17 protein-coding genes and 1 riboswitch are annotated in these 20,707 nt (G+C 55.3%); of the genes, 5 read left to right on the forward strand and 12 right to left on the reverse strand.

Going from position 1 to position 20,707, the window contains the following annotated elements; genetic code table 11:
• Nucleotides 1-437 precede the first annotated feature (437 nt).
• Nucleotides 438-1,289 (reverse strand): glutamate racemase, encoded by an 852-nt coding sequence (gene murI / locus PUZ33_RS13525; protein ID WP_032618543.1) that lies wholly within the window; start codon nucleotides 1,287-1,289, stop codon nucleotides 438-440.
• Complete coding sequence (gene btuB, locus PUZ33_RS13530; protein WP_058680519.1) at nucleotides 1,234-3,087, reverse strand: TonB-dependent vitamin B12 receptor BtuB; 1,854 nt, start codon at nucleotides 3,085-3,087, stop codon at nucleotides 1,234-1,236. Before btuB ends, murI begins: the two co-directional genes overlap by 56 nt.
• Nucleotides 3,088-3,153: 66 nt before the next feature.
• A riboswitch (cobalamin riboswitch) is annotated at nucleotides 3,154-3,329 on the reverse strand.
• 104 nt (nucleotides 3,330-3,433) lie between these two features.
• Between btuB and trmA the strand changes: the two genes are divergently transcribed.
• A complete protein-coding gene (gene trmA, locus PUZ33_RS13535; protein ID WP_040020274.1) occupies nucleotides 3,434-4,534 on the forward strand; it encodes a tRNA (uridine(54)-C5)-methyltransferase TrmA in 1,101 nt (366 codons plus the stop codon).
• A gap of 79 nt (nucleotides 4,535-4,613) precedes the next feature.
• Here trmA and PUZ33_RS13540 read toward each other — a convergent pair whose 3' ends face one another.
• Both PUZ33_RS13540 and fabR read right to left on the reverse strand, forming a co-directional pair.
• A complete protein-coding gene (locus PUZ33_RS13540; RefSeq protein ID WP_008501783.1) occupies nucleotides 4,614-4,973 on the reverse strand; it encodes a YijD family membrane protein in 360 nt (119 codons plus the stop codon).
• Between the two features lie 9 nt (nucleotides 4,974-4,982).
• Nucleotides 4,983-5,621, reverse strand: coding sequence for an HTH-type transcriptional repressor FabR (gene fabR, locus PUZ33_RS13545; RefSeq protein WP_008501784.1), 639 nt, complete (start codon nucleotides 5,619-5,621; stop codon nucleotides 4,983-4,985).
• 196 nt (nucleotides 5,622-5,817) lie between these two features.
• On the opposite strand from fabR, the gene sthA reads away from it, so the two are divergent.
• Nucleotides 5,818-7,218: a Si-specific NAD(P)(+) transhydrogenase gene (gene sthA / locus PUZ33_RS13550; RefSeq protein WP_014833741.1), complete on the forward strand. Its 1,401-nt coding sequence runs from the start codon at nucleotides 5,818-5,820 to the stop codon at nucleotides 7,216-7,218.
• Here sthA and oxyR read toward each other — a convergent pair.
• The 4 genes from oxyR to argC all read right to left on the reverse strand — a co-directional run bounded on the left by oxyR (nucleotide 7,201) and on the right by argC (nucleotide 11,705).
• Entirely contained in the window at nucleotides 7,201-8,118 is a 918-nt protein-coding gene (gene oxyR, locus PUZ33_RS13555; RefSeq protein ID WP_014833742.1) for a DNA-binding transcriptional regulator OxyR, read from the reverse strand. The two genes, sthA and oxyR, sit on opposite strands and share 18 nt — an antisense overlap.
• 348 nt (nucleotides 8,119-8,466) lie before the next feature.
• Nucleotides 8,467-9,840, reverse strand: a complete 1,374-nt coding sequence (gene argH, locus PUZ33_RS13560) for an argininosuccinate lyase (protein ID WP_058680518.1) — start codon at nucleotides 9,838-9,840, stop codon at nucleotides 8,467-8,469.
• A 77-nt stretch (nucleotides 9,841-9,917) separates the two neighbouring features.
• The gene (gene argB / locus PUZ33_RS13565) at nucleotides 9,918-10,694 is read right to left on the reverse strand and encodes an acetylglutamate kinase (RefSeq protein ID WP_020686923.1); all 777 of its coding nucleotides are present in this window, start codon (nucleotides 10,692-10,694) and stop codon (nucleotides 9,918-9,920) included.
• 6 nt (nucleotides 10,695-10,700) lie between these two features.
• Complete coding sequence (argC, locus tag PUZ33_RS13570) at nucleotides 10,701-11,705, reverse strand: N-acetyl-gamma-glutamyl-phosphate reductase (protein WP_029882883.1); 1,005 nt, start codon at nucleotides 11,703-11,705, stop codon at nucleotides 10,701-10,703.
• 88 nt (nucleotides 11,706-11,793) lie between these two features.
• Here argC and argE point away from each other — a divergent pair, with 88 nt between their 5' ends.
• The 3 genes from argE to PUZ33_RS13585 all read left to right on the forward strand — a co-directional run bounded on the left by argE (nucleotide 11,794) and on the right by PUZ33_RS13585 (nucleotide 16,847).
• Nucleotides 11,794-12,945: an acetylornithine deacetylase gene (gene argE / locus PUZ33_RS13575; RefSeq protein WP_013099301.1), complete on the forward strand. Its 1,152-nt coding sequence runs from the start codon at nucleotides 11,794-11,796 to the stop codon at nucleotides 12,943-12,945.
• A 307-nt stretch (nucleotides 12,946-13,252) separates the two neighbouring features.
• Nucleotides 13,253-15,904 (forward strand): phosphoenolpyruvate carboxylase, encoded by a 2,652-nt coding sequence (ppc, locus tag PUZ33_RS13580; protein WP_058680517.1) that lies wholly within the window; start codon nucleotides 13,253-13,255, stop codon nucleotides 15,902-15,904.
• Nucleotides 15,905-15,998: 94 nt separating this feature from the next.
• Nucleotides 15,999-16,847 carry a helix-turn-helix transcriptional regulator gene (locus PUZ33_RS13585; protein ID WP_058680516.1) on the forward strand — a complete coding sequence of 283 codons (849 nt, stop codon included), beginning with the start codon at nucleotides 15,999-16,001 and terminating at the stop codon, nucleotides 16,845-16,847.
• On the opposite strand, the gene PUZ33_RS13590 is transcribed toward PUZ33_RS13585, so the two are convergent.
• Genes PUZ33_RS13590 through PUZ33_RS13605 form a run of 4 tightly spaced genes read right to left on the reverse strand, consistent with a single transcriptional unit; the run spans nucleotide 16,834 to nucleotide 20,702 of the window.
• Nucleotides 16,834-17,190: a PTS fructose-like transporter subunit IIB gene (locus tag PUZ33_RS13590; RefSeq protein ID WP_029882885.1), complete on the reverse strand. Its 357-nt coding sequence runs from the start codon at nucleotides 17,188-17,190 to the stop codon at nucleotides 16,834-16,836. The two genes, PUZ33_RS13585 and PUZ33_RS13590, sit on opposite strands and share 14 nt — an antisense overlap.
• Nucleotides 17,191-17,192: 2 nt before the next feature.
• Nucleotides 17,193-18,068 carry a [formate-C-acetyltransferase]-activating enzyme gene (locus PUZ33_RS13595; RefSeq protein ID WP_058680515.1) on the reverse strand — a complete coding sequence of 292 codons (876 nt, stop codon included), beginning with the start codon at nucleotides 18,066-18,068 and terminating at the stop codon, nucleotides 17,193-17,195.
• The gene (locus PUZ33_RS13600) at nucleotides 18,034-20,328 is read right to left on the reverse strand and encodes a formate C-acetyltransferase (protein ID WP_058680514.1); all 2,295 of its coding nucleotides are present in this window, start codon (nucleotides 20,326-20,328) and stop codon (nucleotides 18,034-18,036) included. Before PUZ33_RS13600 ends, PUZ33_RS13595 begins: the two co-directional genes overlap by 35 nt.
• 53 nt (nucleotides 20,329-20,381) lie before the next feature.
• Nucleotides 20,382-20,702, reverse strand: a complete 321-nt coding sequence (locus tag PUZ33_RS13605) for a PTS fructose-like transporter subunit IIB (RefSeq protein WP_029882888.1) — start codon at nucleotides 20,700-20,702, stop codon at nucleotides 20,382-20,384.
• Nucleotides 20,703-20,707: the final 5 nt, after the last annotated feature.

A 20,707-nucleotide genomic window follows, 5' to 3' on the forward strand; every position in this document is an offset into this window, starting at 1 on the left:
TGTTAGGCCTGCCGCCAGCGTTCAATCTGAGCCATGATCAAACTCTTCAATTTAAAAGTTTGATGCTCAATGAATTAAACTTCGTAATGAATTACGTGTTCACTCGTTGAGACTTGGTATTCATTTAGTGTCCGAAGACATTAAGAATCCATGTCACTTTGAGTGCCCACACAGATTGTCTGATAAATTGTTAAAGAGCAGTGCAACGCGGCTTTCGCTCACCGTTGCGAGGTCCCGTATAATACGTTTTCCTCATTCAGAGTCAAGTGATTATTTTCACTTTTCTCTGTCGGCATCCATCTCTGAACCCCGCTAACCCGGCGGCTTGCAAGCCGTTGTTCCGTGTCAGTGGAGGCGCATTATAGGGAGTTCTCAGACGTTGACAACCCCTCTTTAAAAAAAAACGTTCAACCGTCTCTTTTTTGCTCAAAACCGTGCTACAGCGCGAGTTTTTCGAGCGTTTCAAACCCATAACGGCGCAAAACGGGTAAAAGTTGTTCAGTCTCGTTTGTTAGTGCCATACAAAACGCGATATTCGCATCGGCAGATTTGGCATCCGGCGCTTCATGTTCCAGCAGCCAGGCAGTACGACGGGCAATAGCCGCACCGGAATCCACCAGACGCGTTCCCTCCGGCAGTACTTCTAATAATTCTTCCTGTAAGAGCGGGAAATGAGTGCAGCCCAGAACGACGGTATCCGGCGGTTCCGGCATACGCAGCCACGGGCGAAGAATACGACGCAGCTCCTCAAGTGGCACCGTCTTGCCATGCAGCTTCGCTTCAGCCATCTCCACCAGCTCTGCCGAACCGAGCATCGCGATCTGACATTCATTGGCAAAACGATCGATCAATTCACGCGTATAAGGACGCTTCACCGTGCCGCGCGTAGCCAGCAGACCCACAATACCATTCGCAGTCAGGCGCGCAGCAGGCTTTATTGCGGGAACCACGCCCACAACCGGGAACTGAAATTTTGCGCGCAAGGCTGGCAGCGATACCGTGCTTGCCGTATTACAGGCGATGACCGCCAGCGCCAGAGGATAACGCTGCTGTACCGCGGTGACGATTTCAACGACACGCTCAACAATAAAGTCCTCGCTCTTCTCCCCATAAGGGAAAGCGACGTTATCGAAGGCGTAAATATAATGGAGATCCGGCAGGAGATGCCGAATCTCATCATAGACCGAAAGCCCACCGACGCCGGAATCAAATACCAGCACGGTGGGACGCGGATTAGAAGGTGTAGCTGCCAGACAAGGTGTATTCCCGTCCTGCAGTTTGGTAGCCATAAACTGTCTCGTAATCTTTATCGAACAGGTTGGCTATTTTACCACGAACTGTAAGGTGAGAGGTGACAGGATATGAAACTGCGACATCCCACAGGCTTACCCCGCCCATTTTCACGCGTTCTGACGCATACGTGTCTGGATCGATCGCGACATCATAGCGGGTGCCGAGGTAACGGTAAGCGAGGTTCCAGTCGAGATCCCATACCTGCCAGTCAAGCTGATACTTAACCTGCTGCTTAGAACGGCGGGCCAGCACTTCATGAGTTTTGGCGTTACGCGGGTCAACATAATCATAGGAGATCTGGTGTCCAACCGGTCCAGTTTCGAACTGTGCCGTCGCTTCCACACCTTTAATACGCGCTTCGTCAACGTTGTAGTACCGATACGTATGCGGATCGCTGCTGATCAGGTTATCAATATCATTACGATAACCGGTGATACGCCAGTTGACCGGTCCCGTCAGGCCTTCAAAGCCCCCTTCCCACTGTTTACTCTCCTCCGGTTTAAGGTCCGGATTGCCGTAAGAAGCGCTGTGGATCTGGCTCATCGTCGGTGCTTTAAAAGCGGTGCCGTAGGAGGCAATCACGCGATAGCCATCCACAAACTCCCACGCTGCGCTGGTTTGCCACGTGCCATGGTTGCCAAAGTTGGAGTTGTCGTCATTACGCGCCGCCGCTTCCAGCGTCACGCTGTTGAACTGCTGCATCGCAGACGCGAACACGCCGGTATTACGTTGCTCGTAACCTTTTTCCAGGTAACCGGTCCCGGCCTGCGTCTTCTGCTTTTGCCAGTCCAGGCCTGCACCGATATTGCCATGGCCAACTTCTATAATGTTGAGCCATTGGGTGGTGTACTGCTTCACGTCATCCATGGTTGCGGAATCAGCGTAGCGCCCTTTCTTCGGATCATAGTTCTGATCTTTACTGCGGCCGTAACCCGCCACCAGCTGTGACTGGAAAATCCCCTGGCTGTAACGCAAACCGGTATCCCAGTTCTGGCTGTAAAGCTGGCGAGTATCAGGTCGTCCATCCACCATAAAATTGGCGTCGTAATGATCGTAACCATCATACGCGGTGCGGTTGTCATAACCAAAGCCACGGAAGAACCCGCTCACGCTGTCGGTAATTTGCTGTTCCACGGAGCCGTACAGCGATTTACTCATAAAACCATCGCGGTCAGGCTGGCGCGGCGCATCCTGGGCAGCAATATCAAAGCCGCGGGTATAGGTGTAGTTACCCGCCATAGTGATTTTGGTTTTATTCAGCACCTGCTGGAAAGCGCCATCATAGGTCTGGTAGCCCTTAGAGCCGACGCCCGCTGAGATTTCCGCACCCGGCTTATCACGCCCTGTGATGATGTTAATCACGCCGCCAATCGCGTCGGAGCCATACAGCGCAGAACGCGGGCCACGGACGTATTCGATTCGCTGAATCAGCGAGGTTGGGATTTGGCTCAGATCGGGAACATTGCTAATCCCGGCGCTGTTCAACGGTACACCGTCAATCAGGACCAGAACATGACGGGATTCAGTGCCGCGGATAAAGGTAGAAGAGGTGGCACCCAGGCCACCGCTTTGCGCGATATCTACGCCCGGCAGACGTGACATAATCTCCACAACGCTCTTTGCCTGCCAGCGCTCAATATCTTCACGCGTCACCACGGACGTCGGTGCCAGAACTGTTTTTGCCGGTTGTTCAAAACGATTTGCTGTCACCACCAACGAGTCAGCGCTATCCTGCGCCCAGCCCGAAAATGCCGTAACGGACAACGCCGTTAACAGCGATACTTTTTTAATCATTGTTAAAGCATCCACAATATAAGAAGGATGCCGCAGGCCTCATCTATAGCACGCGATGATGAAACCAAATGCGACGTGATCCCGGCAGGTCTTCGGGCTGGGTGGCGTTTTGTGGATGAAGACTTCCCATTTTCACAGTGTCTGCAACTCTCATCCCGCCAGTCTTTACCGCTGCGCGTCAGCTCCAGATTTACACTGGATTCCCTTTTCACTCTCAGGAGACCGGAAACAGAATGCTACAATTAGACACGTATAGATGTCCAGATAGCTATTAGCCATTAAATCTGGACATCCACTGCACAATCCCTACAATCCCCGCGTAATTCTTTATCACTCAGGACGCATCATGACCCCCGAACACCTCCCGACAGAACAGTACGACGCACAGCTGGCAGAGAAAGTTGTCCGCCTGCAAAGTATGATGACGCCTTTCAACGCGCCCGTTCCTGAGGTGTTCCGTTCCCCCGTCAGCCACTACCGTATGCGCGCCGAGTTCCGCATCTGGCACGATGGCGACGACCTGTATCACATCATCTTCGATCAGCAGACTAAATCCCGTATCCGGGTTAACAGCTTCCCGGCGGCGAGTGAGCTGATTAACCAGCTCATGACTCTGATGATTGACGGTGTGCGCAACAACCCGGTGCTGCGCCATAAGCTGTTCCAGATTGACTACCTGACCACCCAAAGCAATCAGGCCATTGTCTCTCTGCTGTACCACAAGGCGCTTAACGACGAGTGGCGCGAGCAGGCAGAAGCGCTGCGCGATGCGCTACGGGCGCAAAACATCAACGTTCACCTGATTGGCCGCGCGACAAAAACCAAAATTATGCTGGATCAGGATTACATTGATGAGCGCCTGTCGGTGGCAGGAAAAGAGATGGTTTACCGTCAGGTAGAGAACAGCTTCACCCAACCTAACGCGGCGATGAACGTGCAAATGCTGGAGTGGGCGCTGAAAGCGACCGAAGGGTCAAAGGGCGATCTGCTTGAGCTGTACTGTGGGAATGGCAACTTCTCGCTGGCACTGGCGCGCAATTTCGAGCGCGTACTGGCGACGGAAATTGCCAAACCGTCCGTTGCGGCCGCGCAGTACAACATTGCCGCCAACCATATCGACAACGTGCAGATTATTCGTATGGCAGCAGAAGAATTTACGCAGGCCATGAACGGCGTGCGCGAATTTAACCGTCTTGAGGGGATCGATCTGAAGAGCTATCAGTGCGAGACGATTTTTGTCGATCCGCCGCGCAGTGGCCTGGACAGCGAAACCGAGAAGATGGTGCAGGCATACCCGCGTATTTTGTACATTTCCTGTAACCCGGAAACGCTGTGCAAAAACCTGGAAACATTAAGCCAGACGCACAAGGTTGAACGTCTGGCGCTGTTCGATCAGTTCCCGTATACGCACCATATGGAGTGCGGTGTTTTACTTACCGCACGGTAATCTGTAGGCCGGATAAGCGTAGCGCCATCCGGCGTTTTTGGCAGGTGGCGCTTCGCTTACCTGCCCTACAAATAATTCCTTACTCTGGTAACTGGCTCTTGCGGCTGCGCATGCGAGAGCCAATCCAGAACACCAGCGCCACAGACAGAACAGCAGGGAAGAAGTTAGAGCCGATATCCGGGTACTCTGCGCGCACCACCGTGCTGTACAGCAACACACCCAGAATAAAGCAGGCAGCGGCCAGACCCGGTAACCCCACCGGCATGGTGCGGTTCAGATAACGCTGGTGCAGGCAGTAAACCGTCAGCACCAGGGCGATAAGCGGGAAAATCGAGAAAGGTACGATGGAGCTAAAAATAGCGGCAAACGTACCATTAATGGATAAGCCAGCGATCAATGCCAGCAACAGCGTCCCTTTATCCTGACCTGACTGTTTCATTACTCACCTTCACTCTTCGGTTTGATGTGCCAGTTTCTCTTGTTCACGGCGATACCAGTAGTACGCTCCTTTGGAGATCATCCTGAGCTGCAATACCAGTCGCTCTTCGAGTTGCTTACGTTGTTCAATGCTGACATCCAGCGCTTCGGCACCTGCACTGAAAACAATCGTCACCATCGCTTCAGCCTGTGCTTCGGTGAACGCACGCGGCATATGGTTTTCGAGTTCAAGATAGTCGGCAAGTTCCGCAATGAAATGCTGAATTTCACGCGCGACAGCGGCACGAAATGCCGCTGACGTTCCTGAACGCTCGCGCAGCAACAGGCGAAACGCGTTGGGGTTATTGCCGATAAATTCCATAAAGGTCGACACGGAGGTACGGATAACGCTACCGCCTTTCGCGATACGCTGCCGCGCCTGGCGCATCAGCTGGCGCAGCATGAGCCCACTCTCGTCGACCATGGTCAGACCCAGTTCATCCACATCACGGAAATGGCGATAGAAGGACGTTGGCGCAATCCCGGCCTCGCGTGCGACTTCACGCAGGCTCAAACTGGCAAAACTCCGCTCAGCACTCAGTTGACTGAATGCAGCTTCCACCAGCGAACGCCGGGTTTTCTCTTTTTGTTGTGCTCTTACGCCCATCACGATAGTTGAATCCTTCCAAAGGTCTGATGGCACTATACCAGAGAATAAAATTAATCTGTTTACCTGGCTTTGTGAATGATTGTTTACGCGCGCTTTGTGCTCCACTGCCGGAAAAAAGCACAACGATAATTGGGTTACCCTGGCAATGATGTTATGATTCTGTTGCTTTTATGTATAAGAACAGGTAAGCCTTGCCATGCCACATTCCTACGATTACGACGCAATAGTTATTGGTTCCGGCCCCGGCGGCGAAGGCGCTGCTATGGGTCTGGTAAAACAGGGAGCCAGAGTAGCGGTCATTGAGCGCTACCATAATGTTGGCGGCGGTTGCACCCACTGGGGCACCATCCCTTCCAAAGCCCTCCGCCACGCCGTTAGCCGCATTATTGAATTTAACCAGAACCCTCTTTACAGCGACCACTCCCGACTTCTTCGTTCCTCTTTTGCCGATATCCTGAATCACGCAGATACCGTTATTAACCAGCAGACACGCATGCGTCAGGGTTTTTACGAGCGTAACCATTGCGAAATTCTTCAGGGTAACGCGCATTTTGTGGATGAACATACGCTGGCGCTGGAGTGTCACGACGGTTCGGTTGAAACCCTCACCGCTGAAAAATTTGTTATCGCCTGTGGTTCCCGCCCGTATCATCCGGCAGACGTGGATTTCTCACACCCACGCATTTACGACAGCGATTCCATCCTCAGCCTGCACCATGAACCACGCCATGTGATTATCTATGGCGCGGGGGTGATCGGGTGTGAATATGCGTCTATCTTCCGCGGAATGGATGTCAAAGTTGATCTGATTAACACCCGCGACCGCCTGCTGGCTTTCCTGGATCAGGAGATGTCAGACTCGCTCTCCTACCACTTCTGGAACAGCGGTGTGGTGATTCGCCACAACGAAGAGTACGAGAAGATCGAAGGCTGCGACGACGGCGTGATCATGCATCTGAAGTCTGGCAAAAAGCTGAAAGCCGACTGCCTGCTGTATGCTAACGGCCGTACCGGTAACACCGATTCACTGGCGCTGGAAAACATCGGTCTGGAGACGGACAGCCGTGGTCAGTTGAAGGTTAACAGCATGTACCAGACTGCCCTGCCGCACGTTTACGCGGTCGGTGACGTGATTGGTTACCCGAGCCTCGCTTCCGCGGCCTATGACCAGGGACGCATTGCGGCGCAGGCGCTGGTAAAAGGCGAAGCGACGGCGCATCTGATCGAAGACATTCCAACGGGGATTTACACCATTCCGGAAATCAGCTCCGTAGGGAAAACCGAGCAGCAGCTGACCTCCATGAAGGTGCCTTACGAGGTGGGTCGCGCCCAGTTTAAACATCTGGCACGGGCACAAATTGTTGGCATGAGCGTGGGAACGCTGAAGATCCTGTTCCATCGTGAGACGAAAGAGATCCTCGGTATTCACTGCTTTGGTGAACGCGCGGCGGAAATCATTCATATCGGCCAGGCGATAATGGAGCAAAAAGGTGGCGGTAACACCATTGAGTACTTCGTTAACACCACCTTTAACTACCCGACCATGGCGGAAGCCTATCGGGTTGCCGCGCTGAACGGTTTAAACCGCCTGTTTTAACGCGTTGTCAAAATGGCCATCCATCGCACCACGGATGGCCTCTGCCAGCTGCTCATAGCGGCTGCGCAGCGGTGACCCCGGACGATAAACCAGACCTATAGTACGACGTGGCTCTGGTTTAATGCACGGCAGGTAAACCACTCCGTCACGTTTACGCTCGCGCGGCACGGCCAGCGCAGGCAGCAACGTAATACCACTTCCCGCCGCCACCATATTACGCAGCGTTTCCAGGCTGGTTGCGCGGAAATGGGTATCTTCATCCGCTCCCGCTTCAAAACAGAAGCCCATCGCCTGATCGCGCAGGCAGTGACCGTCTTCCAGCATCAGCAGCTTTTCACCGGCCAGATCGGCCATCGGCACACGATCGCGGTTCGCCCACGGGTGATCTTCGTAGATCGCCAGCATCATCGGCTCGTCAAACAGCGGCACTTCGATAAAGGCTTCGCTCTCTTTTACCAGCGCCAGAATGGCGCAGTCGAGCTTGCCGCTATCTAACTGTGCCAGCAGCTGATGGGTTTGCGCTTCATGCAGATACATTTCGAGTTTCGGGAACGTCTGGTGCAGCATCGGAATGATGTGCGGCAGAAGGTACGGACCAACGGTTGGGATCAGGCCAATATGCAGCGGGCCGGACATGGTCTCCCCTTGCTGACTTGCCATTTCCTTGAGCACTTTGACCTCGCGCAGCACGGTGCGCGCCTGATCCACCAGCAGCAAACCCGCCTGAGTGAACAGCACTTTACGACTGGTGCGCTCCAGCAGCATCACGCCCAGCTCATCTTCCAGCTTGCGGATCTGACCGCTCAGCGTAGGCTGGCTGACGTGGCAGGAATCTGCCGCACGGCGAAAGTGGCGATGCTCGGCTAACGCTACCAGGTATTCAAGATCACGAATATTCATTATTCATCCTCCGTCGCCACGATAGTTCATGGCGATAGATAGCATAGCAACGAACGATTATCCCTATCAAGCATTCTGTTGAATAATACACCACATAGACGAGGCGGCACGTGTTTGACCCTTGACGTCCCCGCACCGTCAGCGAGTTTCTCTCAAAACTCGAACAACTAAAGCCAACGTGAACTTTTGCGGACCCCGTGGTCCGCTTTTTTTTGCGTAAAAAAGCCCGGCGTTACGCCAGGCTTCGCCTTTCCCCTCACCCTAACCCTCTCCCACGGGGAGAGGGAACCGATCGAGCCCCTCTCCTCGTGGGAGAGGGGTTGGGGTGAGGGCACCAGCCCGCACAAATCAAACCAACCGGTTTTTCGCGTCCGCAATCGCCTGCGCCACCTGCTTCGGCGACACACCGCCTTTCGCCGCACGCTTATCCAGGCATGACTGCAACGACAGAATCGGGTACACATCCTCCCCGATAACCGCACTGAATTTCTGCAGGTCGGCAAGCGCCAGCTCTTCCAGCGGTTTCCCCTGGCGAATCGCTTCCACTACCGCTTCGCCCACAATGTGGTGCGCTTCACGGAACGGTACGCCTTTCGCCACCAGGTAATCCGCCAGTTCGGTCGCGTTTGCATAACCCTGCTGCGCCGCTTCCTGGCAACGAGGACGTTTCACCTGAATGCCGTCCAGCACCAGCGCGCCCATATGCAGGCAGTCCAGCCAGGTGTCGAGCGCGTCGAACAGCCCTTCTTTGTCTTCCTGCATATCTTTGTTGTACGCCAGCGGCAGCCCTTTCAGGGTCATCATCATGCCGGTCAGCGCGCCCTGCACGCGGCCACACTTACCGCGGATCAGCTCCAGCGCATCCGGGTTTTTCTTCTGCGGCATCAGGGAAGAGCCGGATGTCACACGGTCAGACAGCTCAACAAACCCAGCTTCGCCAGAGTTAAAGAAGATCAGGTCTTCGGCAAAACGAGACAGGTGGACCATGCCGATAGAGGCATTCGACAGCAGTTCCAGCACGTGGTCACGGTCAGAGACGCTGTCCAGGCTGTTACGGGTGGCAGAGGCGAAGCCCAGCCAGCCTGCCAGCTGCTCGCGGTCAATTTCATATGCCGTACCCGCCAGCGCACCGCTGCCCAGCGGGCTGACGTCCAGGCGCTTCAGGGTATCCTGCAGGCGGCTTTCGTCACGCGCCAGCATCTCGACATAGGCCAGACACCAGTGCGCAAAGGTCACCGGCTGCGCACGCTGCAAATGGGTATAACCCGGCATCACCGCGTCCTGGTTGTTCTGTGCCGTTTCCACCAGCGCGCTCTGCAGCTGACGGTTAGCCGCCAGCAGCTCCGCGACGGTATCTTTACACCACAGTTTCAGATCGGTCGCGACCTGGTCGTTACGGCTACGGCCGGTGTGCAGCTTTTTACCCAGCTGGCCAACTTTGTCGATCAGTTTGCCTTCTACCCAGCTGTGAATATCTTCGGCATCGCTTTGCAGGATTTGCTGCGGATCCAGACGCACTTCTTCCAGCAGATTATTGAGCGCCTCTTCCAGTTGCAGCTGTTCCTCTGCGGTCAGCACGCCTACCGTCACCAGCGCTTTGGACCAGGCCACAGAGCCGACGATATCCTGTTCGGCCAGGCGATAGTCGAAGCGCAAAGAGTCGTTGAACTGTTTGAACCGTTGATCCGCTGCCTGTGTAAAACGCCCACCCCAAAGTGCCATAACATGCTTCCTTAATATCTTTGAATTTCATTGCCCGGTGGCGCTGCGCTTACCGGGCCTACAAAACATTAAATCGATTACGCAAGAATACGCGTGCCAATCGGCGTGCCGTTAAACAGCGCCGGAAGCTGCTCCGCGTGACGCCAGGAGGCGATATCCACCGGTCGACCGAGCGTACGGGCGGCATCCAGCGCGGCATTCACTTTGACGATCATCCCGTCGGTGATAATCCCCTGGGCGATCAGCTGTTCGGCTTTTGCCGCGGTCATTTCCGCAATGCGCTGGCCTTTGCCGTCCAGAATACCGCTCACATCGGAGAGCAGGATCAGGTCCGCGCCCAGCGTTGCCGCCAGTGCCGTTGCCGCCTGGTCCGCATTCACGTTCATCAGCTCACCCTCTTCGGTCACCCCGATAGAGCTCACTACCGGCAGGAAACCGCCTTCCAGCAGCGTGTTAATCAGCTTAGGCGAACCTGGCTGCGCCAGTCCAACGTGGCCGAGTTCTTCATCGAGCTGGGTCACTTTTACGCTGTCGCCGTCGCCCAGATAGAGGCCAACGGAGGCAATGTGGTGTTTCTTCGCCCAGGACAACAGAGTCTTATTCGCCGTACCTGCCAGCGCACCGGTGATGATGTCAATCTGGTCGGCAGGCGTCACGCGCAGGCCGTTTTTCTTTTTCACCGGCAGGTTGAGCCCTTTCATCAGCTCATCCACCACGCAGCCGCCGCCGTGCACAATCACCAGCGGACGCTGGTGTGATTCGCGATAGTTAACCAGCGCGGTAAACAGACGCTCCAGCGCTTCTTCGCTGTCCAGCAGTACACCACCGAGTTTGATAATTAATGGGTTCATCATCACACCTTAAATAAGAGCCTGCGTTTCCGGGAAACCGAAACGAATATTTGCACACTGCATTGCCTGAGCGGCAGCGCCTTTGAGTAAGTTATCTTCTGCTGCCACCACGATCAGATGCTCGCCCTGCACGGCATAGCCGATGTCGCAGAACGGCAGGCCAACCACGTTTTTCAGCGCGGGCACGCCTTTGTCGTAGAGACGCACCAGCGGTTTATCCGCATACGCCTGAGTAAAGGCCTCGCTCACCTGGTCTTTGGTCACGCCCGGTTTCAGGCGGCAGGTAATGGTTTCGAGGATCCCACGCGGGAAGCTGCCCAGGTGCGGTGTAAAGATGACATTGGCCCCCAGATGGGTAGTGATTTCCGGATGATGGCGGTGATTAAACACGCCATACGGCTGCAGGCTGACTTCACAGAAGCTGTTAGAAATAGCAGCCTTGCGTCCGGCACCGCTGACACCACTGGTGGCGTTGATCACCGGCCACTGGTTCAGATCCAGCAGGCCTGCGTCGATCAGCGGCTTCAAAGAAAGCTGTGCGGCCGTCGGGTAGCAGCCCGGCACAGCAATCAGATCCGCTTCTTTCAGCTTGTCTGCGCTCCACTCCGCCAGCCCATACACGGCTTTTGCAAGCAGGTCCGGGTGCTGATGGGTAAAGCCATAATATTTTTCGTAGAACGCGCCGTCGTTAACACGGAACGCGCCGGAGAGGTCGAACACCACGCAACCGGCCGCCAGGAATTGCGGCGCCAGGTCGTGACTGACCTCGTGCGCGGTGGCCAAAAACACCACGTCGACGCCGTCAGTGAACTCGCTGATGTCAGACATTGGCTGCAGTGGCAAGTCGACAATGCCCTTAAGCCACGGATGCAAATCGGAAATTAACTTTCCTGCATCATTGCTTTGCGCTGACACGGTCAAAGCGGTTATGGTCATATGTGGATGGCGATTCACGTAGCTTACAAGCTCTGCGCCCGCATAACCGCTAGCGCCTACAATCAGCGTATTCAACATCGGGTTCCTTTATGCTCAACGTTAATGTATTTTTATTCACATTTATTGCATGAATATTGATACTATCACGACCTAAGGTGTGTCAACAATGAAAATGAACTTACCGCCATTTATCGAGATTTACCGCGCCCTGATTGCCACACCCTCCATCAGCGCGACCGAAGAAGCGCTGGATCAGAGCAATGAGTCTTTAATCAATCTGCTGGCGGGTTGGTTTAGCGATCTTGGGTTTAACGTTGAGGTTCAGCCCGTACCTGGAACACGCCATAAATTTAACCTGCTCGCCAGTACCGGACACGGCGCAGGCGGACTGCTGCTGGCCGGTCATACCGACACGGTGCCCTTTGACGATGGCCGCTGGACCCGCGACCCGTTTACCCTGACCGAACATGACAACAAGCTTTACGGCCTTGGCACCGCCGACATGAAAGGCTTCTTCGCCTTTATCCTTGACGCGCTGCGTGACGTGGACGTGACAAAACTGAAAAAGCCGCTCTACATTCTGGCGACCGCCGATGAAGAGACCAGCATGGCGGGGGCACGTTACTTCTCAGAAAACACATCGATTCGCCCGGATTGCGCCATCATCGGTGAGCCAACGTCATTACAACCGATCCGTGCGCATAAAGGCCATATCTCCACGGCAGTGCGCGTGATGGGCCAGTCCGGCCACTCCAGCGACCCGGCGCGTGGCGTCAACGCCATTGAGCTGATGCACGACGCCATCGGCCGCATCATGACTCTACGCGACGAACTGAAAGAGCGGTATCACTACGATGCCTTCACCGTGCCGTATCCAACGCTGAACCTCGGGAGCCTGCATGGTGGCGATGCCTCTAACCGTATCTGCGCCTGCTGTGAGCTGCACATGGATATCCGTCCGCTGCCGGGCATGACGCTAAGCGATCTCGACGGCTTGCTGACCGAAGCGCTGGCCCCGGTGAGTGAACGCTGGCCTGGCCGCCTGACGGTGTCTGAACTGCATCCACCGATCCCGGGTTATGAATGTCCTCCGGATCATCAGCTGGTTGAAGTGGTGGAAAAACTGCTCGGCGAGAAAACCGACGTGGTGAACTACTGCACCGAAGCGCCGTTTATTCAGACGCTGTGCCCGACGCTGGTACTTGGCCCAGGCTCCATCAACCAGGCGCACCAGCCGGATGAATACCTGGAAACCCGCTTCATCAAACCCACCCGCGAACTGATTACCCAGGTTGTGCATCACTTCTGCTGGCATTAAAAAATGCCCCTCACCCTAACCCTCTCCCCAGAGGGGAGAGGGAATTTGAACACCCTCTCCCCTTTGGGGAGAGGGCAGAGTGAGGGGAGTAAATCCCGCGATCTCCGTCACATTCCCATAAGCATCTCTTATCTGACGCAATGCGAATTAAATTTCGTAAATTGCCCGCATTTATTCGTTTGCTGAACCGTTTTCGCAGCAATTGACGACGGGGGTTTTACGTGGCTTTATAAAGGGAGATGACAAAATAATGTCCAGAAGATTTTCGCATGGGCATAAACAAAAATGATGGGGTGACTGGGTTTTTATGAACGAACAATATTCCGCGTTGCGTAGTAATGTCAGTATGCTCGGCAAAGTGCTTGGAGATACCATCAAAGATGCGTTGGGGGAAAACATCCTCGACCGCGTTGAAACCATCCGCAAGCTGTCTAAATCTTCCCGTGCCGGTAACGAAGCGAGTCGTCAGGAGCTGCTCACCACCTTGCAGAACCTCTCTAACGATGAGCTGCTGCCCGTTGCACGCGCATTCAGCCAGTTCCTGAACCTGGCAAACACGGCTGAGCAATACCATAGCATTTCGCCAAACGGCGAAGCTGCCAGCAACCCGGAAGTCATTGCCCGTACGCTTCGTAAACTCAAAGACCAGCCAAACCTCAACGAAGCCACCATTAAAAAAGCGGTGGAGTCCCTTTCGCTGGAGCTGGTGCTGACTGCCCACCCAACCGAAATCACCCGTCGCACCCTGATCCACAAAATGGTCGAAGTGAACAACTGTCTGAAACAGTTGGATAACAAAGACATTGCCGACTACGAACGTAACCAGCTGATGCGCCGTCTGCGCCAGCTGATTGCGCAGTCCTGGCACACCGATGAAATTCGTAAGCATCGCCCAAGCCCGGTAGACGAGGCCAAATGGGGCTTTGCGGTGGTGGAAAATAGCCTGTGGGAAGGGGTGCCGAACTACCTGCGTGAGCTGAACGAACAGCTGGAAGCAAACCTGGGCTATCGCCTGCCGGTAGATTTTGTCCCGGTACGCTTTACCTCCTGGATGGGCGGTGACCGCGACGGTAACCCGAACGTGACGGCAGAAATCACCCGCCACGTGCTGCTGCTGAGCCGCTGGAAAGCCACCGATCTGTTCCTGAAAGACATTCAGGTGCTGATCTCCGAGCTGTCGATGGTGGAAGCAACGCCAGAACTGCGCGCGCTGGCCGGTGAAGAAGGTGCCAGCGAGCCGTATCGTTTCCTGATGAAAAAATTGCGTAGCCAGCTGATGGCGACCCAGGCCTGGCTGGAAGCACGCCTGAAAGGCCAGCGCCTGCCGAAACCAGAAGGTCTGCTGAGCCAGAACGAACAGCTCTGGGAACCGCTATACGCCTGCTATAAATCACTACAGGCCTGCGGGATGGGCATCATCGCCAATGGCGAACTGCTCGACACCCTGCGCCGCGTGAAGTGTTTTGGCGTGCCGCTGGTGCGTATCGATGTGCGTCAGGAGAGCACCCGCCATACCGAAGCGCTGGGCGAACTGACCCGTTATCTTGGCATTGGCGACTACGAAAACTGGTCTGAAGCCGACAAACAGGCCTTCCTGATCCGCGAGCTGAACTCCAAGCGTCCTCTGCTGCCGCGCAACTGGGAGCCAAGCAACGAAACCCGCGAAGTTCTCAACACCTGTAAAGCGATCGTGGATGCGCCAAAAGGATCGGTCGCCGCCTATGTGATCTCGATGGCGAAAACCCCGTCCGACGTGCTGGCCGTTCACCTGCTGCTGAAAGAAGCCGGTATCGACTATGCCCTGCCGGTCGCCCCGCTATTTGAAACCCTCGACGACCTGAACAACGCCAATGATGTAATGACCCAGCTGCTGAACATCGACTGGTATCGCGGCTTTATTCAGGGCAAACAGATGGTGATGATCGGCTATTCCGACTCCGCAAAAGATGCGGGCGTGATGGCGGCATCCTGGGCGCAGTATCAGGCGCAGGACGCGCTGATCAAAACCTGCGAGAAAGCCGGTATTGAGCTGACGCTGTTCCACGGTCGCGGTGGCTCCATTGGCCGTGGCGGTGCGCCTGCGCACGCGGCGCTGCTCTCTCAGCCGCCGGGAAGCCTGAAAGGCGGGCTGCGCGTGACCGAACAGGGCGAGATGATCCGCTTCAAATACGGCCTGCCGGAAGTGACCATCAGCAGCCTGTCGCTCTATACCAGTGCGATTCTCGAAGCAAACCTGCTGCCACCGCCGGAGCCGAAAGAATCCTGGTGTCGCATTATGGATGAGCTGTCTGACATCTCGTGCGACCTGTACCGCGGCTACGTGCGTGAAAACAAAGATTTCGTACCTTACTTCCGCTCTGCTACGCCAGAGCAGGAGCTGGGCAAACTGCCGCTGGGTTCACGTCCGGCCAAGCGTCGTCCGACCGGCGGCGTGGAGTCTCTGCGTGCAATCCCGTGGATCTTCGCCTGGACGCAGAACCGTCTGATGCTGCCAGCCTGGCTGGGTGCCGGTGCGGCGCTGCAGAAAGTGGTGGAAGATGGCAAACAGAACGAACTGGAAACCATGTGCCGCGACTGGCCATTCTTCTCTACCCGTCTGGGTATGCTGGAGATGGTCTTCTCGAAAGCTGACCTGTGGCTGGCGGAATACTACGATCAGCGCCTGGTGAAACCAGAGCTGTGGGCGCTGGGTAAAGAGCTGCGCGAACTGCTGGAAGGCGACATCAAAGTGGTGCTGGATATCGCCAACGACTCCCATCTGATGGCCGATCTGCCGTGGATTGCCGAGTCTATCCAGCTGCGTAACATCTATACCGACCCACTGAACGTCCTGCAGGCGGAGCTGCTGCACCGTTCGCGTCTGGCGGAAGAGGAAGGTAAAGATCCGGATCCACGCGTTGAACAAGCGCTGATGGTGACAATTGCGGGCGTTGCAGCGGGTATGCGTAACACCGGCTAATGCTCACTGCCCGGCGGCGCTTCGCTTGCCGGGCCTACGACAGGTAGGCCGGGTAAGCGTCAGCGCCACCCGGCAATACCTCGGTATTTACACCATGCAGCATGATATTACCCACATCCTGACTGACCTGATTAGCGGTACGATGCCGCTGCGTCAGGTTCATTTCGCCAACCCCGCCCTCTGCGCACCCGAACTCGCCCTGCAGGTTGATTTCCCCCGTCTGGAGATCGTGCTCGAAGGCTCGGTGAAAGACCCGGCGGCTTGCGTATTACAGCAGGGTGACGTTTTATACGTCCCGGCTGGCGGCTGGAACGATCCACAATGGCACATGCCCGCGACAACGCTGAGCATCCTGTTTGGCAAACAGCAGCTTGGATTTAGCCTTTTGCACTGGGACGGCGTAGACGTTCGTAACCTTGCAAAACAGCACGTTGCCCGTCGGGGGCCACGCATCGGATCCTTCCTGTTACAGACGCTTCATGAAATGCAGATGCAGCCGCACGAGCAGCAAACAGCGCGACTGATTGTTGCCAGCCTGCTTAGCCACTGCGTCGATTTGTTGGGTAGCCAGATCCAGACCGCCTCCCGAAGTCAGGCGCTGTTTGAAGCTATTCGCGTTTATATCGATGAACATTATGCGACCCCGCTTACCCGGGAATCCGTAGCGCAGGCGTTTTACATCTCTCCGAACTATTTATCGCATCTTTTTCAGAAAACCGGCGCGGTAGGTTTTAATGAGTACCTGACCCACACGCGGCTGGAGCACGCGCGTCAGTTGCTGAAAGGGTATGACTTAAAGGTAAAAGAAGTGGCGCATGCCTGCGGTTTTGTCGACAGTAACTATTTCTGCCGTTTATTCCGTAAAAACACGGAGCGCTCGCCGTCGGAATACCGTCGTCAGTATCACAGCCAGCTAATCGGAAAAGCGGCTAATCCAGAATGACCTGCGTATGCTGCGGTGCGGATACCATTTTTCGTACCGCTGCCATGACCTTTTGCGGGTCCCGCAGGAAAGCATTAATGCCGCATTTCACATAGCGGGCGGATTCGAAGCGTTCGTTGCCCGCCAGCTCAATATCCGTGATAAGTAATACGACATCGGCGCGGCGGATATCGTCCTCCGTCAGCTCACTTTCAATGCCTAACGCTCCTTGCGTCTCAATGCGCACTGACCATTTCTCCTGCTGGCAAATCCGCTCCAGCCGTTCTGCGGCCATGTACGTATGCGCCACGCCGCTCACGCACGCGGTTACCGCCACCAGATGACGCCCTGCTATTACTGTCATTTTTAACCTCCAATGGTGACATGAAACCCTTTATCTTCGGCCATACGGCGCATTGCCGCGACCTCGTCAGCTGTCGGAGGACTCACCTCCCGCATCGACCATTGTTGCCCAAGCAGACGGTATTTTGGTTCACCATAAGAGTGAAACGGTAATAAATGCAGCTGCCGTATCCCTGAAGGTAATAAAAATGCCAGCACGCTCGCCATGTTGGCGTCAGTTAGCGTATAGCCCGGAATAAGCGGCACACGGGGGATGACGTTTATGCCTTCGGCCACCAGCTGCGTAAGGTTTTCCAGCACTCTGGGAAGATTTACTGCCGTCACCGAACGTGCCTGCTCAGGATCCATAATCTTCAGGTCAAACAGTACTTCATCACACTGGCGTGCCAGCGGCAGCAATCGGGACAGGGGCGCATCTCCCGCCGTCTCAATAGCGGTATGAATACCGTAGCGGCGCAAACGCTTAAGCAGCTGCGTCGCAAAGGGTGCCTGCATTAATACTTCCCCACCTGACAGCGTCACCCCGCCTCCCGATGAGCGAAAGAAGACGTCATCCTTCATCACTTCGCGTTCCAGCTCGTCCAGCGTCACGTCGCGTCCGATGCGTTCAAACGCGCCGGACGGGCACTCGTCCGCATCACGCAGGCAGGGAGCGCAGTGCAAACATTTGCTCTCCCGGCGAACCGTCTCTATTTTCGGCGAGATCGACTCAGGATTGGCGCACCACGGGCAACGGTGAGGACAGCCTTTGAAAAAGACTACCGTGCGAATACCTGCTCCGTCGTTCAACGAATAACGCTGAATATTGAAAATACGCGCTACGTCGGCGCGTGTTTCAACGACGTCACAGCTGATGCGCGGTCCGACGGATAATGTCATCCTGGATCTCCTTCGACAGCTCAACAAAGAAGGCGCTGTAGCCAGCAACGCGTACCACCAGCCCGGCAAAATCCTGAGGACGCCGTTGCGCCTCACGCAGGGTTTCCGCGTTGACCACGTTGAACTGGATATGCTGTAACTTAAGCTGCGTAAACGCACGGAGGAAGTCAGCCAGCTTCTGCAACCCGGCATCGCCTTCCAGCGTGGCTGGGGTGAATTTAACGTTTAGCAGCGTACCGTTAGATAACAAATAGTTATCCAGCTTGCTCACCGACTTCAGCACAGCCGTCGGCCCCTGCATATCCTGGCCGAGCATCGGAGAAAGTCCTCCATCCGCCAGCTGTTCGCCCGCCAGGCGACCATCCGGCGTAGCCCCCACGACCGCGCCAAGCGGCACATGGGCAGAGACGGTATACGAGCCAGGCGTGAAGATTCCACCACGCGGGTTGCGGTATTTTTCGACCTCTTTACAGTAATGGCGCAGCAGTTCCGCACTGATATTGTCGACATCGTCGATATCATTACCGTATTTCTCAAAGCGATTGATCAGCCGCGCGCGTACCTTTTCGCCCTCCGGGGTGGCAAAATTCGCTTTTAACACCGCCAGCAGCTCGTCAAAACTTAAGCGCTGCTGTTCAAACACCAGCCCTTTCAGGGCGTGAAGCGAGTCGCTCAAATTAGCAATACCAATCCCCTGCACACCGGAGAAGTTATAGCGCGCGCCACCGTCAGTAATGTCTTTCCCCGTTTCCAGACAGTCGCTGATAAAGGAGGAGAGCAACGGCACGGGTGCCCAGTCGCGATGGCCGATATCGCAAATGTTGCTTCCTTCCACCATCAGTGCAATGTAGTGATTAATCCTGGCGCGTATATGTTCAATTAACCCCTCGTACGTCAGCCCGCTATTGCCTTCGTTCTCCTGCATGGCGATTTCCATTACCTTCAGCAGGTTAAACATGGCGATATCATGCAGGCCGTAAGTTTTCCCTGGAATCGACAGTTCAACGCAGCCGACAACCGCATAGTCACGCGCATCTTCCAGCGACACGCCGCGATTCAAAAAGGCAGGTACTATTACTTCATCGTTAAAAATCTGTGGAATGCCGGTGCCCAGCCGAATAGTCTCCGCTGTTTTCAGCAGGAAAGGCCGGTCGATCAGTTCGTTTACCCGTACGCCGAGGTTAGGCTGGGGAAGCTGAACGCTCTGGTAGGCATCCAGACACAGGAACGAAAGCACGTTCACCGCGCTACGCCCGTTTTCCGTCAGGCCACCCAGCAGCGCGGTATACCCGGTCGGAAACCCGGCAAAATAACGGGCACTGCTGGTCGAGCGCAAGAGCACCACATCGTTACACTTCACCCACAGCGACTCCAGCAACTCTTTCAGAAACGCTGGATCGTCTCCCTGCGTTAACGAGGCCTGATAAAACGGCAGCATATACTGATCAAAACGCCCGATGGAGAGCGAACTGGCGTTAGATTCGTACTGCAAAATGACGTTCATGTACCAGAACAGCTGACACGCCTGCCAGAAGGTTTGCGGCTTATGCTGTGCGTTGTGTCGCGAGATGTCGGCCATTGCCAGCAATTCTTCGCGGCGAGTAGCATCGCTGCTCTGAGCCAGTTCTTCAGCGAGCGCCGCATAACGCAGAATATGGCGCTGGGACGCTTCGAGCAGAATGAGCGCCGCTGCATAGAACGTGTTTTGCGTATCACGAGCGCAGCGTTCACGCATTTCCGCCACCAGCGCGCCCAGCCCGTTATTAAGCAGGCGAGGATAATCAATAATGATATGCCCCTGCCCTTTATCCGTTTGGTTGACGCTAAAAATCTGCGTCCCTACGGCGGCCTTCACCTCCTCCGTCATCTGGCTGTTGATGAAATCCTTCATCGACCGGTTTTCCCAATAGGGATACAGCACCTCACGGTAGGTCTGCTTATCCTCATCGCTGATTTCAAAGCGATCCTGCGGACGGGTGGCGAACTGGTCCAGTTCCTTAAGCAACCAGTAGGGATCCATCTCCGGTGACATAATGCCTGCACGCGGCTTAACGGTGCGGTTTCCGGCAATCAGTTCTTCATCACGAATCGCGATTTCCACATGGTCGAGAATGTGCGCCGTTGCTTTCGCGCGACGGAGAATAACCGGTTCGCCTTCCGTCTGTTGATGGCTGGCTGTATAGAGCAGCGCACGTTCAAGCGAGATCTCGCGAGGGTTGGCAAAGAGCGCATTTTTCAAACGCGGTATACGATTCGTCATGAGGGAACTCCTGTAACGGAAAAAACCAGCCCGCCCCGAAGGGCGGGAGAGCATCAGGCGGTTTGCGCCAGGTGGGCATCGATTTTGTTCATGATGGCGTCGGCACGTTTTACCGCGTCGCTGATATTGACGCGCACGATGGTTTTCCCGGCAAAACGCTCTTCGAATTTAATGCCGATATCTTTAGTCAGGATCACCATATCTGCTGCGGCGATATCCTCTGCCGTCAGTTCGTTCTCAAGACCAATCGACCCCTGCGTTTCTACCTTCACTTCCCAGCCTTTCGCTTTTGCGGCGCTTTCCAGCGCTTCGGCAGCCATATAGGTATGGGCAACGCCAGACGGACATGCGGTTACTGCGATAATTCGGGCCATGTTCT

The organism is Enterobacter cloacae complex sp. 2022EL-00981 (assembly GCF_028737495.1).
GTDB classification, from domain to species: domain Bacteria; phylum Pseudomonadota; class Gammaproteobacteria; order Enterobacterales; family Enterobacteriaceae; genus Enterobacter; species Enterobacter cloacae.